A 13554-nucleotide genomic window follows, 5' to 3' on the forward strand; every position below is an offset into this window, starting at 1 on the left:
TTTAAGAGGATAACAGGGATTCGATTCGGTATGGAAGAGAAAATTAGAGGCTTTCTAAAGGAACGGTTCCCGGAGGCGGTACTCAAAGAAGAAGAGTTTCGCGGCGATCTCAGTTTCTTCATCAAGCCCGAAGCCCTGGTCGACATCTGTCAGGCTCTGCTGGAAAGCACCGATCTGGATGTCAAATACCTCTGCGATATAACCACCGTTGACTGGCTGGGACATGAAAGCGAGTCCGAGGGCCGCTTCGAGATGGTCTATAATCTGTATTCTCTTAGCGGCAAATACCGTTTCTTTCTTAAAGCCCGTATATCCGGTAACAATCCCAAAATCGCGACGTTGTGTGATCTGTGGCCGTCGGCTAACTGGCTGGAACGTGAAGTCTGGGATTTGTTCGGTATCACTTTCGAAGGACACCCCGATCTGACCCGCATTCTGTTGCCGGATGAGTTCGAGGGATACCCGCTCCGTAAAGACCATGAGTTACATTATGAGCAGCCAATGTTTAGCTGGAACAAGGACGATCCGCCCGAGGTGATAAAATAATGTCGGAGTCAAGGATCCTTACCGTAAACATGGGGCCGCAGCACCCGTCGACCCACGGTGTGCTTCGGGTGGTGCTTGAGCTGGATGGTGAGACGGTTATCTCGGCTCGTCCCGTAGTCGGTTATCTCCATACCGGCATCGAAAAGACTCTGGAATCGAAGCTTTATAATAAAGCCATTCCATGCACCGACCGGATGGATTATCTCGCCCCCATGAGTAACAACCTGGGCTATTGCCTGGCGGTCGAGAAGCTCATGGAGATCGATGTCCCGGACAAGGTCAAATGGGCTCGCGTTATCCTGGCTGAATTAACGCGTATCAACTCGCACCTGGTCTGGCTGGGTACGCATGCCATGGACCTCGGCGCTTTGTCGATGATGCTCTATACATTCCGTGAGAGAGAGTCAATTATCGACGTTTACGAGGCTTGTGCCGGACAACGCATGATGACTACTTATATCCGCATTGGCGGGCTGGCGTGGGATCTTCCGTCCGATTTCGACAAGAAGGTTCGTACCGCTTGCGACAACGTCGAACGCGGTATTGAAGATTACGAGAAGCTGCTCACCGGCAATCAGATTTTCCTTAACCGCACCAAGGGAATTGCCGTTATTTCAGCCGAAGACGCCATTGCCTGGTCACTTTCGGGACCGATGCTTCGCGGCAGCGGTGTTAAACGCGATGTCCGTAAGGATGACCCCTATTCCGGATATGAGAATTTCGATTTCGATGTTTGTCTCGGCAAGACCGGTGATGCCTTCGATCGGTACAAACTTCGTGTCGATGAAATGCGCCAGTCAATAAGAATCATCCGTCAGGCGCTGGACGGCATACCCGAGGGGCCGTATCGTGCTCATGTTCCGGGAGTCGTTCTGCCACCTAAGGAAGATATTCTATACAAGATGGAATCGTTGATATTCCATTTCAAGATCATTACCGAAGGTTTCAAGGCGCCGACCGGCTCGGTGTATCAGGGAATCGAGTCGCCCAAGGGTGAACTCGGATTCTATATTACCGGCGACGGTACGACCAAGGCGCGTCGCGTACGAGTGCGGCCACCCTGTTTTATCAATCTGGCTTGTCTGCCGGTCCTCTGTGAGGGAAGTCTGTTGGCCGACGTCGTGTGTGCCGTTGGAACCATTGATATTGTGCTGGGAGAAGTTGACCGATGATTCTCACTGAAGAGTCAGTCGCCCGCATAAAGGAGAAGGCCGCCCGGTATCCGTCGGCCAAGTCGGCGATTTTGCCGGCCATAACCGTGGCTTATCGTCAGGTCGGGCATCTCAATAACGAAATTTATCACGAGATCTCCAAAATCATCGGCGTACCGTACGTTGAGATCGCCGAGGCCGCTACTTTCTATACGATGTTCCCCAAGGAGCCGGTCGGCAAGTACCTCATTCAGGTTTGCCACAATATCTCCTGCTCGTTGTTGGGCGCCGACGGTCTGATCAGTTACCTGGAGCAGAAACTCGGGATAAAGAAGGGGGAGACCACCTCCGACGGCCTGTTCACTTTGATCTCGGTCGAGTGTCTGGGATCCTGTGCAACGGCCCCGATGATGCAGATTAACCAGGATTACTATGAGAATCTGACCCGCGAAAAAGTGGATCAGATATTGGAAGAGCTTAGGAGCAAGGCCTGATGTTCTACTCACCCGTAAGAACCAATGCCGCAGAGGTTGCCAAGAGCGACCGGCTTCATCTCTTCAGATATGTCGAAGATCCGGATCAGGTCAATATCGACACCTACGTCAAGCACGGCGGCTGGGCAATCTGGCCGAAGGTGCTGAAAGAGTGGAGCGCTGAAAACGTTCAACTGGAGGTGAAGAATTCCGGATTGCGCGGTCGCGGCGGCGCCGGTTTCCCGACCGGAGTCAAATGGGGTTTTCTGCCCAAGGGGCTCAACAAACCGGTTTACCTGTGTTGCAACGCCGATGAATCCGAACCCGGAACCTGTAAGGATCGTGTCATACTCGAACGTGACCCGCATGCTGTGATCGAAGGGATGTGCATTGCCGCTTATGCCATTGGCTGCCATCTCATGTTTATCTATATCCGCGGAGAGTTCGCTCATTGCGCCGATATGATCGAGAAAGCTCTGGGTGAAGCTTACAAGGCCGGGCATCTCGGTAAGAACATACACGGTAGTGGTTACGACCTTGACATGATCGTCCATACCGGCGGCGGTGCTTATATCTGTGGTGAGGAAACGGCGCTTCTTAACTCGCTCGAAGGCGAGCGCGGGATGTCCCGAATAAAACCGCCGTTCCCGGCGGTGGAAGGTCTTTATTCTTGTCCGACCATCATAAACAACGTTGAGTCGTTGACGGCCGTAACGCACATCATTCGCAACGGAGCCGCCTGGTACAAGCAGATGGGGACGGAGAAGTCCACGGGCTCGAAGATTTTCTCGCTCAGCGGGCATGTCAACAATCCCGGGAATTACGAGGTCGAACTCGGCTTTTCGCTCAAGAAGTTAATCTATGACCCGGAATACGGCGGCGGTATTCGAGGCGGCAAGAAGTTGAAGGGGGTGATCCCGGGCGGATCATCGACACCTTTCCTGACGGCCGAGACATTCGATATCAACCTTGACTATGAATCACTCGCCGCGGCCGGCTCGATGCTCGGTTCCGGGGCGGTGATTGTATTTAACGAAGACACCTGTATTGTCTGGGTGATCAAAAAGCTGATCCATTTCTATCGTCACGAATCCTGCGGCAAGTGTACGCCTTGTCGTGAAGGCACCGGCTGGCTCGAACAGATCATCAATCGAATCGAAGCCGGTAAAGGTCAACCGGGTGATGTGGAATTGATCGAAGAAATTTGTGGCAATATCCTGGGTCGGACGGTTTGTCCGCTGGGTGATGCGGCGGTAATGCCGGTTCTGTCGGCCATCAAGAACTGGCGCGATGAATGGCAGTACCATATTGACAACAAGAAATGCCTGGTGAAGACGGAGTTCCCTTTTAACTAGACGAAGCCATGGCGGAAGAGACGAAAAAAGATACAGCGGCAGTACCCACTGTCACATTGACGATCGATGACCGCACGGTAACGGTCCCCAAGGGGACAACCGTACTGGAAGCGGCGCGCGGTGTGGGAATACATATCCCCACATTTTGCTGGCATCCCAAGCTGAAGCCGGCCGGGTCCTGTCGTATGTGCTATGTTGAAATCGAGAAATGGCCGAAGCTGGCTGTTTCCTGTGCTACTGATGCGACCGACGGGATGGTGGTGCACACGAATTCGGATCTGGTTCTCAGAGGACGTCGAGCCGTGCTCGAATTCCTCCTGACGAATCACCCGCTGGACTGTCCCACGTGTGATAAGGGGGGAGAATGCGAACTGCAAAATCTCACCTTTGCCCACGGTATCGATACCAGCCGGTTTGAGTTCACTAAATACCGCTTTGTCGATGAGGGGATGTCGACCACGTTCGACGACCTCAAAATCGGACCGGAAATAGTGCTCAATCGGAACCGTTGTATCTTGTGCTACAGATGTGTTCGCGCCAACAAGCAGGCGTTCGGAGAATACGACCTGGGTGTTTATGAGCGCGGTAATATGGCTCAGATCAATGCCGCTCCCGGTGAGCAGGTCGATAATCCTTTTTCCGGCAACCTGCCCGAGATTTGTCCGGTTGGGGCTTTGACCAACAGTGACTGGCGCTACAAAATCAGGGTTTGGCTGACCAAGACTTCACCCTCGATCTGCAATTTCACCAGCAGCGGCTCGAACACGCTCTTCTATAAAGATCAACACAAGAATCACATATATCGTACGACATCGCGGCGCAACGACGACATCGATGACGGCTGGATAGCCGACGTAACTCGTTATGGCTATCAGATCATCACTTCTCCGGACCGCTTAAAACAGCCGCTGATCAGACGGGACGGCAAGCAGGTCCCGGCCTCATGGGATGAGGCGATCAGCCTTATTGCACAACGTTTTGTTGAGATAAAGGAGCGCAAGGGAGCGGTATGTATCGCCGGACTGGCAGCTCCGAACCTGGATAACAAGGCGTTGTATTCTTTTAACAAGTTCTTCCGGAAAATCCTTGGTTCGAACAACATCGATTTCAGACAAGACTATCGGTGGTTGCCGGAGGAGCCTGATTCGGTATTCAGCAAACTCTGCAATCAACCGTTTAAAATCGCCGATATTGATACCTCAGATGTTATAGTTTGTTTCGCGACCGATTTGATTCGCGAGCATCCGAATGAATATCTGCGTGTCCGCAAGGCGCGGAATTTCCACAAACCGCGCATTTACTCGCTCAATCCGTATGCCGTCAAGGCGGCTGATGTCGCCGATCTGGAATTGGTTTATCGGATCGGACAGGACGAAGCGGCTCTGGCCGGAATTGGTCTGGCGGCGATCGAACAATCCCTGGCTGATCCCGGCAAGGCCGGTCAGTTTAAGGAGTCTTGCGGTTATGGCTCTCTTGCCGAGGCTGCTCAGGCTGCCGGTCTCGAACCTGATGAGTTGAAAGTTGTTGCGCGCGCCCTTGCCGAGGGTCGCAAAATTACTTTCATGATCGGTGAATTGGCCGCTCGCTCGAAAGCACGCGAAATTATCGGTGCTGCGGTCTCTAATCTAAATCTGCTGATGAGCCTGAGTGAGCGCGGACAATTAGCCGTTTTAGCTCGCTATGCCAATTCGCGTGGAGCCGAAATGCTGGGAGTGGTTCCCAATCCGCCCGAAGCACTCAAAGCGAAGTTAACCGAGCTTTGGGGGAGTTATCCCGAATCGGCGGCGCACAATACCGATGCTATGCTCAATCTGATGAAGAAGGAAGAGATTGACGCTTGCCTGATCGTGGGCGGCAATCCGATGTCCATATATCCTGACAAGGAGTTCACTCGGGAAGGTCTCGAGAAACTGGATTTCCTGGTTGTAGCCGACATGTTCGAGACGGAGACGACCGAATTGGCCGATGTCGTATTGCCGCTGGGCAGTTGGGCTGAGGTCGAGGGTGATTTCATCAATCTTGAAGGCGTCAAACAGACCGCCTCAAAAGCCTTGAATCCGGTGGAACAATCCAAATCGGCGGAAGAACTAATCCGCCTTATCGCTCAGGCGATGGATGAGTCCGCACTGGGAGAAGAAGCGATTCTGACCGATGAGATTGCTCAGGCACTGGCGGTTTATAAGCCTTCCGTTTTGCCGGACAAGATGATCAAGGTGACACCCGAATCGGAAGAGGTTTCGGCGGAGTATCCGCATCCGGTTCTGATTTGCGACGATCCTCATCATTGCGGATATGTGACCGAAAAAGCTCCCTCGCTGGTCAATTTTGCCGGTGAGGCTTATGTCGAGTTGTCACAGGAAATGGCCGATCGGTACGGTCTGGAAAACGGTACTTCCGTTCGGTTGGTATCGCCGACCGGTAAAGTGATACTCCCGGTCAAAATATCCGAGCATGTTGAGAACGATGTCCTGCTGTTGCCGCGTAACTTCTCGGCGGTTGCAGTGACATCACTGTTGCTTCGCAAGCTGCGAGTGGACCGAGTCAACCTAAGTAAAGTGGATGAATGACGGCATGTGGGAAACCATCATCATAGCATCGATTAAAATAATCGCGGTCCTGATTGTCGTTCTGACCGGATGCGCTTATGCGACGTTGTTCGAACGCCGTCTGCTGGCTCGCATGCAGCATCGTATGGGGCCGACCTGGGCAGGTCCCAGTGGTATCCTGCAGCCGATTGCCGATGCCGTGAAGCTGATTTTTAAGGAAGATATCTCTCCGGACAATGTCGAAAAGTGGACCTATACGCTGGCCCCGGTAATTTCGTTTATCCCGGCCTTTCTCACCTTCGCCGTTGTTCCGTTTTCGAGTGATATGACCTTTTTCGGATACGAAGTCACCGGTGTGATTTCGGATCTTAATATCGGTATCCTTTGGGTATTCGCCGTAACTTCGCTGGGAGTGTACGGTATCGTTCTGGCTGGTTGGTCGTCGGGATCGAAGTATTCTCTGCTTGGCGGAATCCGTTCTTCGGCCCAGATGATTTCTTACGAGGTCGGCTACGGATTGTCGATCATCGGAGTGCTGTTGATTGCCAACACGCTTTCGATGAGAGAACTGGTCGATCAGCAGGCTTCTTTCTTCGATTGGTTCATCTTCCGGCAACCGCTCGGTTTCCTGCTCTTTTTGACATGTGCCATTGCCGAGACCAACCGTCTTCCGTTCGATTTGCCCGAAGCGGAAGCAGAATTGGTGGCCGGTTACCATACGGAATACTCTTCGATGAAGTTCGCGATGTTCTTTATCGGTGAATATGCCTCGATGATTGCCGTATCCTCGGTTGCGGCGACCATATTCCTCGGCGGCTGGCACGGACCGTTTTTGCCGCCGGTTATCTGGTTCCTGATCAAAGTTTTGATCTTCATGACTATCTATGTCTGGTTACGCGGCACTTTCCCGCGTTTCCGCTATGACCAATTGATGAACTTCGGCTGGAAAATAATTTTCCCGCTGGCGTTGGCGAACACGCTTATAACGGCAGCCGTGGTGATGCTGTAGATCGATAGGTTGTTTTATGAAGTCGTTATTACAAGCGCTGAAACATGTGTTTTTCGACATGCCGATAGGGCTGTGGACCACTTTCAAACACGTGTTCAAAAAACCGCTGACCCTGGATTACCCGCGCAAGAAGAAGCCGATGTCTCCGCGCTATCGCGGACGTCACTACCTCGAGCGCTATGACGATGGCACCGAGCGCTGTGTCTGTTGCGGTTTATGCGCCGCGGCCTGTCCCGCTGATGCCATTTATATGGAGCCTAAGGAAAACGAAAAAGGTGAACGCGGCGCCAAGGTTTACGAGATAAACCTGCTGCGTTGCATTTTCTGCGGTTTCTGTGAAGAGGCCTGTCCCGAGGAAGCGATATTCCTCGGCCAGGAATATGAGTTCGCGGGTGATAATCGCAATTCATTCCTCTGGACGAAAGAAGACATGCTGGTGCCGCATCCGCGTAAGGATAATCCGCTCAAGCGGATTTATCGTCGGGTGCGCAAGGTGTATGGAGTAACGGACAAGCCCAAATGATGCTCGATACGGTCATATTTGTGTTCTCCGCCATAGTCGCGGTGTTCGGTGCGGTCATGATGATCGGCCAGCGCAATCCGGTGGCCTCAGTGCTGTATCTGATCGTTTCGATCGTGGCACAGGCGGTTCTCTATGTTCAGCTCGGGGCTCTTTTTCTGAGCGCGGTGCTGATCATTGTGTATGCCGGGGCCATTCTCGTGCTGTTTCTGTTCGTCATTATGTTGCTGAATTTACGAAGCAGTGAGGATCTCGGTGAGGGTTCCACGGTCCTGAGTAAAGCTACCAAATATGTCGTCTCGGTGTTGTTCGTAATTGAGATGGCTATGGTAGTCAGGTCCGGATTATTCGCTAAAGCCGGACCGATCGGCATCATGCCCGAGCCTTCGACGCATTTCGGAGCGGTCGATACCGTGGCCGAGTTGCTTTATTCCAAATACCTGTATCCGTTCGAGCTTACTTCGATTCTGCTTCTGGCAGCAATCGTAGGAGCTGTCGTAATTGCCCGGCGTCATCGGCCCGAAGACCCGAGCCTCGAAGAAGAGAAGGGACAAGAATAAGATGTTGACCATTCCCGCCTTCTTGATGGTAGCGGTCGTATTGTTCGCGATCGGGATAGTCGGTGTAATGATCTCCCGCAATATAATCGTGATGTTCATGTCGGTAGAGCTAATGCTCAATGCCGCCAACCTGGCCCTTATTGCTTTCTCACGCGCCCTGAATCTGACCGACGGCCATGCCTTCGTGTTCCTTGTGCTCGCGGTAGCGGCCGCTGAGGTAGCGGTTGGGCTGGCTTTGGTTATCACGATTTACCGTAACCGCGAAACGATCAATATCGATCGTTACGATTTGCTCAAATGGTGAGGAGCTGAGAGGATATGTCCGAATACCTGTTTCTGGTTCCGCTCTTCCCGCTGATCGGGTTTCTGATCAACGGACTGCTGTTGGGGCGTTTGCCCCGGCCGGTGGTTTCGTTCATTGCCTGTACCTCGATCGGTTTGTCGTTCGTGCTGTCGCTGTTGCTGTTCTTCGAGCTGAAGAGCCTTCCTGTAGACGGCCGGATTATCGAGCAAACGCTGTTTACCTGGATTTCATCCGGTTCGTTCCACGTTAACGTTGCTTTTCTGCTGGATCCTCTCTCAGCGGTCATGATCCTGGTGGTGAGCGGAGTCGGTTTTCTGATTCATATATATTCGACCGGTTACATGCACCATGATCCCTGCTTCGGTCGTTATTTCGCTTATCTCAACCTGTTCGCCTTTGCCATGCTGACGCTCGTTTTGGCGAATAACTACCTCTTCATGTTCGTCGGCTGGGAAGGCGTGGGATTGTGTTCTTACCTCCTGATCGGTTTCTGGTACCATAAGCAGTCCGCCTCCGATGCCGGTAAGAAGGCTTTCCTGGTCAATCGAATCGGCGACTTCGGTTTCCTGGTCGGCATGTTCATTATTTTCTGGCAGGTCGGCTCACTCGATTTCAAGACTGTTATGGCATCGGCGCCGGCAGTGTTCGTTGCCGGAGGCACCTTGATTACGGCTGCCTGTATGTTGATGTTCCTGGGCGCCACCGGTAAATCGGCACAGATACCTCTTTATATCTGGTTGCCGGATGCCATGGAGGGTCCGACTCCGGTGTCGGCGTTGATCCACGCCGCCACAATGGTTACCGCCGGTGTCTATATGATAGCCCGATCCAATGTCCTCTATATGATGGCTCCCGACGCTCTCATGCTGGTGGCAATCATCGGCGCCGCAACGGCGATTTTCGCGGCTACGATCGGACTCGCTCAAAACGATATCAAACGCGTGCTGGCCTATTCGACGGTCAGCCAGCTTGGTTATATGTTCCTTGCTTGTGGTGTGGCCGCTTTCACGGCCGGTATTTTCCACCTGATGACCCATGCTTTCTTCAAGGCGCTCTTGTTCCTGGCCGCCGGTTCGGTGATCCATGCCATGTCGGATGAACAGGATATGCGCAAGATGGGCGGTTTGAAGAAATACCTCCCGATTACCTACGGGACAATGCTCGCAGCGACTCTGGCGATTTCCGGAATTCCCGGTTTGTCGGGATTCTTCTCGAAGGATGAGATTCTCTGGAAGTCGTTCTCATCGCATCACGGGCACTGGTTGCTGTGGGTAGTTGGATTCGTGACCGCCGGTCTGACAGCCTTCTATATGTTCCGTCTGATTTACCTCACCTTCCACGGTAAGGAACGGATGGATAACCATACCCGTGAACACATTCACGAGTCACCCAAGTCGATGACCATTCCGCTCATTGCCCTGGCAGTGCTTTCGGTAATCGGCGGTTTTGTGGGCGTCCCGCACATATTCTTCGGCGCTACCAACTATTTCGAGAATTGGCTCGAACCGGTCATGTCCGGTCCGTCACAACAGGCGGCCGTACATGCCCTGGCCTCGGCCGGGGGAGACACCGGGATGGAAGTAACGTTGATGACGGCAACGGTGATTCTGGTGTTGCTTGCCATCTTCGTGGCGCGGTTGTTCTACAAGCAAAAGCCGGAACTGGCAACACAATGGCAACAGAAGTTGTCCGGTGTGCATCGGGTGTTGCTTAACAAGTATTATGTAGATGAGCTGTACGGTGCCGCAGTGGTAAAGCCCTTGATCGGTTTTTCAAAATTCCTCTGGCATGTGTTCGATGAAAGTATCATCGATGGCCTGATCAACGGCCTTGCTTCGGTTTACAGCGAGATGTCGCAAAGACTTCGTCACTGTCAGACCGGTCGAGTGCGCACCTACGCAACGGTATTTGTCATCGGAGTTGTGGCCCTGGTGGCCTACCTGCTGTTAGGATAGATGATGGGAGACCATATTCTTACATTAATCACCTTCCTGCCGACTATCGGTGTGTTGTTGTTGCTTCTGGTGCCTAAAGAGCGCTTCGACACCATAAGATCGGTAAGCCTGATAGTATCGTTTGTCACCATGCTGTTGTCGTTCCTGCTCTGGGGGATGTTCGACCCGATGGGTAACGGCATGCAGTTCGAGATCGATCAGCCCTGGATTACCGCTTTTGGAATCCAGTATCATCTCGGCATTGACGGCATTTCACTGTTGTTGATCCTGTTGACCACGATTCTTTCCGTGCTGGCTATTCTCGCTTCTTGGAAGTCGATCCAGAAAGGAGTGAAGGGATACTTTGTCTCAATGCTTCTTCTGGAAACCGGTATGCTCGGTGTCTTCTGTGCCTTGGACTTGTTCATGTTCTACGTGTTCTGGGAAGTCATGCTGGTACCGATGTATTTCCTCATCGGTGTCTGGGGCGGACCGAAACGAGTCTATGCCGCGATCAAGTTCGTTTTGTTCACGATGTTCGGATCGCTGCTCATGCTGGTTGCGCTGATCTACCTGATGTTCCAGTATCAGGCTTATGCGGGAGTTTTCTCGCTCGATATGGTGAAACTGGCCGAGATGCCGCTGGCGCACAACGTGCAGCTTTATTTGTTCGGAGCGTTCGCCCTGGCCTTTGCCATCAAGGTACCTCTCTGGCCGTTGCACACATGGTTGCCTGACGCACACGTACAGGCTCCGACGGCCGGTTCGGTTATTCTGGCGGGTGTGTTGCTCAAAATGGGTACCTACGGTTTTATCCGGATTTGTCTGCCGATGTTCCCGGAGGCAACCCTTGTTTATATGCCGTATATCAGCGTGCTGGCATTGATCGCGATTATCTACGGAGCGCTGGTGGCCATGGTCCAGAAGGATGTCAAATCGCTGGTGGCGTTTTCATCGGTGTCCCACATGGGTTTCGTTATGCTGGGAATGTTCGCTCTTAATATGCAGGGACTACAGGGATCGGTTCTGCAAATGATCAACCACGGTGTTTCGACCGGCGCCCTGTTCCTTGTGGTAGGTATGATTTACGACCGTCGTCATACACGTTTGATTTCTGATTTCGGCGGCCTGGCCAAAGTTATGCCGGTGTTCTCGGCCATATTCATGATAGTCACGCTTTCGTCGATAGGCCTTCCGTTCACGAATGGTTTCGTCGGCGAGTTTCTGATATTACTAGGTACGTTCGATTCCAACACGGTCTATGGTGTTATAGCAGCTTCAGGTGTAATTCTGTCCGCCTGCTATATGCTCTGGATGTACCAGCGGGTGATCTTCGGCAAGGTGACCAATCCGGAAAACGAGAAGCTCAAGGATCTGGACTGGCGTGAGAAAATTATCCTGATCCCGCTGCTTATTCTGATCTTCTGGATTGGAATCTATCCGTCACCCTTCCTGGAGCGGATGAAGCCGGCGTTGGAAAAGGTCATGATGCAGGTTGATCAGGCTCGAACCGCACAGGCCCCGTCGGGAGCTCAGGATACCCGGGTATTCGTTGCAGATGAGGGCTCGGCTGAACTTCATGAATGCAGCTTGAGCAAGGGGGGGCCGTGCCTGAAGTAATGATCGAATTGCGGTTGGCTTCGGAAGTAGTTGAGGCTTATGAGGCATGGCGGGATATACCGTCATGGATGGAACAGATATGATAGACTTTACCTCGGCATCGATTAGCTTTGACATGCTCTACCCGGAAATCAGTCTCCTGGTAGCGGCGTTCGTGATCCTTCTGATTTCGTTTTCTCGTCAATTGGGTCGCGCTGCCGGAGTCATTGCGATGGTCGGCATTATCGTCTCCATGCTGCTCGCGCTGGGTGAGTGGGGGCATCAAACCTCGGGATTCTTCGGCATGGTCACCTGCGATAACTTCGGCGCAGCATTCAAGGTTATCTTTAACGGTATTGCCGCTCTGGCTCTGCTTATTTCGATTCGCTACTTTCACGAGAAAAAAATCGCTCGCCCCGAGTTTTACGCCCTGTTGCTGATCTCCACGGTCGGAATGATGGTCATGGCCAATACCACGGATCTGATCGTCATGTTCGTCGGTCTTGAGATAATGTCCGTTCCGCTTTATGTGATGGCCGGATTTGCGCGACGTTCACTGGAATCGAATGAAGCCGGTATCAAGTATTTCTTGATGGGCGCTTTTGCCAGTGGCTTCCTTCTGCTGGGTATCGCCTTCATCTTCGGAGCGTCCGGGACCACCGATCTGAGACGCATCGTAGCCGACTTCTCGTTTATCGTGTCCAATTATCCACTGTACATGTATTCGGGAGTCGGGTTAGTGTTGATCGGATTCGGCTTCAAGGTCGGCGCCGTGCCGTTCCACAGTTGGATTCCGGATGTCTATCAGGGGGCTCCTACGCCGGTGACCGCGTTCTTTTCGGTTGGTCCGAAAGCTGCCGGTTTTGCCGTAATGATGAGAATTTTCCTGTACGGTTTCGACCAGATGCAGGTTCTTTCGATGCTCTTCTGGATTTTATCGGTGCTGACCATGACCGTTGGAAACGTGTTCGCCCTGCGTCAGGAGAATGTCAAGCGGATGCTGGCTTATTCCTCGATTTCCCATGCCGGTTACATTATGGTGGCGCTGGCGGTTGGGGGAAAGGCCTCGATCTCGGCGGCCATGTTCTATTTAATCGGTTATGCGCTGTTCAACACCGGCGCTTTTGCCATTATAACCATGCTTGAGATTCGCCAGGGAAGTAAGGCTATGATTAGCGAAATAGCCGGTATGGCCAAAGTGCACCCATATCTGAGTGCCGCTCTGGCTTTGTTTATGTTCTCCCTGGCCGGTTTCCCGCCGACCGTAGGATTCTTCGGGAAGTTCTATATCTTCTCGGCTGCCGTCAAAGCCGGTTTCATCTGGTTGGCGGTAATCGGTGTGATGAACTCATTCATTTCGGTTTATTACTATCTCAGAGTTATTAAAGCCGCTTACCTCGATTCACCCGAAGGTAACTTCCTGCCGGTTAAGCTCTCACCGAGCCTGATGCTGGTGGTTGTCATTGCTGCGCTTGGGACACTGGGGCTCGGTTTCTTCCCCGAGACGGTTATCGAGATTACGCAGCGAGCACTCTTTGCCTTCCTGTAATTTTCGAA

The 13554-nt window shown here is 52.5% G+C and carries 12 protein-coding genes; all 12 read left to right on the plus strand.

Annotated features, from left to right (window positions below):
• Positions 1 to 30: 30 nt before the first annotated feature.
• The 12 genes from PLF13_12415 (at position 31) to PLF13_12470 (ending at position 13546) form a co-directional block, all read left to right on the plus strand.
• Positions 31 to 546, plus strand: a complete 516-nt coding sequence (locus PLF13_12415; GenBank protein HOP08083.1) for an NADH-quinone oxidoreductase subunit C — start codon at positions 31 to 33, stop codon at positions 544 to 546.
• The gene (gene nuoD / locus PLF13_12420; GenBank protein HOP08084.1) at positions 546 to 1718 is read left to right on the plus strand and encodes an NADH dehydrogenase (quinone) subunit D; all 1173 of its coding nucleotides are present in this window, start codon (positions 546 to 548) and stop codon (positions 1716 to 1718) included. The genes PLF13_12415 and nuoD overlap by 1 nt, the downstream gene beginning before the upstream one ends.
• On the plus strand, positions 1715 to 2191 hold the full coding sequence (nuoE, locus tag PLF13_12425) for an NADH-quinone oxidoreductase subunit NuoE (protein ID HOP08085.1): 477 nt from the start codon (positions 1715 to 1717) through the stop codon (positions 2189 to 2191). The genes nuoD and nuoE overlap by 4 nt, the downstream gene beginning before the upstream one ends.
• Positions 2191 to 3525, plus strand: a complete 1335-nt coding sequence (gene nuoF / locus PLF13_12430) for an NADH-quinone oxidoreductase subunit NuoF (protein HOP08086.1) — start codon at positions 2191 to 2193, stop codon at positions 3523 to 3525. Before nuoE ends, nuoF begins: the two co-directional genes overlap by 1 nt.
• An 8-nt stretch (positions 3526 to 3533) precedes the next feature.
• Positions 3534 to 6092: an NADH-quinone oxidoreductase subunit NuoG gene (nuoG, locus tag PLF13_12435; protein HOP08087.1), complete on the plus strand. Its 2559-nt coding sequence runs from the start codon at positions 3534 to 3536 to the stop codon at positions 6090 to 6092.
• Between the two features lie 4 nt (positions 6093 to 6096).
• Positions 6097 to 7080, plus strand: coding sequence for an NADH-quinone oxidoreductase subunit NuoH (gene nuoH, locus PLF13_12440; GenBank protein ID HOP08088.1), 984 nt, complete (start codon positions 6097 to 6099; stop codon positions 7078 to 7080).
• A 16-nt stretch (positions 7081 to 7096) separates the two neighbouring features.
• On the plus strand, positions 7097 to 7603 hold the full coding sequence (nuoI, locus tag PLF13_12445) for an NADH-quinone oxidoreductase subunit NuoI (GenBank protein HOP08089.1): 507 nt from the start codon (positions 7097 to 7099) through the stop codon (positions 7601 to 7603).
• The gene (locus PLF13_12450; GenBank protein ID HOP08090.1) at positions 7600 to 8160 is read left to right on the plus strand and encodes an NADH-quinone oxidoreductase subunit J; all 561 of its coding nucleotides are present in this window, start codon (positions 7600 to 7602) and stop codon (positions 8158 to 8160) included. Before nuoI ends, PLF13_12450 begins: the two co-directional genes overlap by 4 nt.
• A gap of 1 nt (position 8161) precedes the next feature.
• The gene (gene nuoK, locus PLF13_12455) at positions 8162 to 8464 is read left to right on the plus strand and encodes an NADH-quinone oxidoreductase subunit NuoK (GenBank protein ID HOP08091.1); all 303 of its coding nucleotides are present in this window, start codon (positions 8162 to 8164) and stop codon (positions 8462 to 8464) included.
• 14 nt (positions 8465 to 8478) lie between these two features.
• Positions 8479 to 10419, plus strand: coding sequence for an NADH-quinone oxidoreductase subunit L (gene nuoL, locus PLF13_12460; protein ID HOP08092.1), 1941 nt, complete (start codon positions 8479 to 8481; stop codon positions 10417 to 10419).
• Positions 10420 to 12018: an NADH-quinone oxidoreductase subunit M gene (locus tag PLF13_12465; protein ID HOP08093.1), complete on the plus strand. Its 1599-nt coding sequence runs from the start codon at positions 10420 to 10422 to the stop codon at positions 12016 to 12018. It begins immediately after the preceding gene.
• 79 nt (positions 12019 to 12097) lie between these two features.
• The gene (locus PLF13_12470; protein ID HOP08094.1) at positions 12098 to 13546 is read left to right on the plus strand and encodes an NADH-quinone oxidoreductase subunit N; all 1449 of its coding nucleotides are present in this window, start codon (positions 12098 to 12100) and stop codon (positions 13544 to 13546) included.
• Positions 13547 to 13554 lie beyond the last annotated feature (8 nt).

Source organism: Candidatus Zixiibacteriota bacterium (assembly GCA_035380245.1).
In the GTDB taxonomy this organism is placed as follows: domain Bacteria; phylum Zixibacteria; class MSB-5A5; order GN15; family FEB-12; genus DAOSXA01.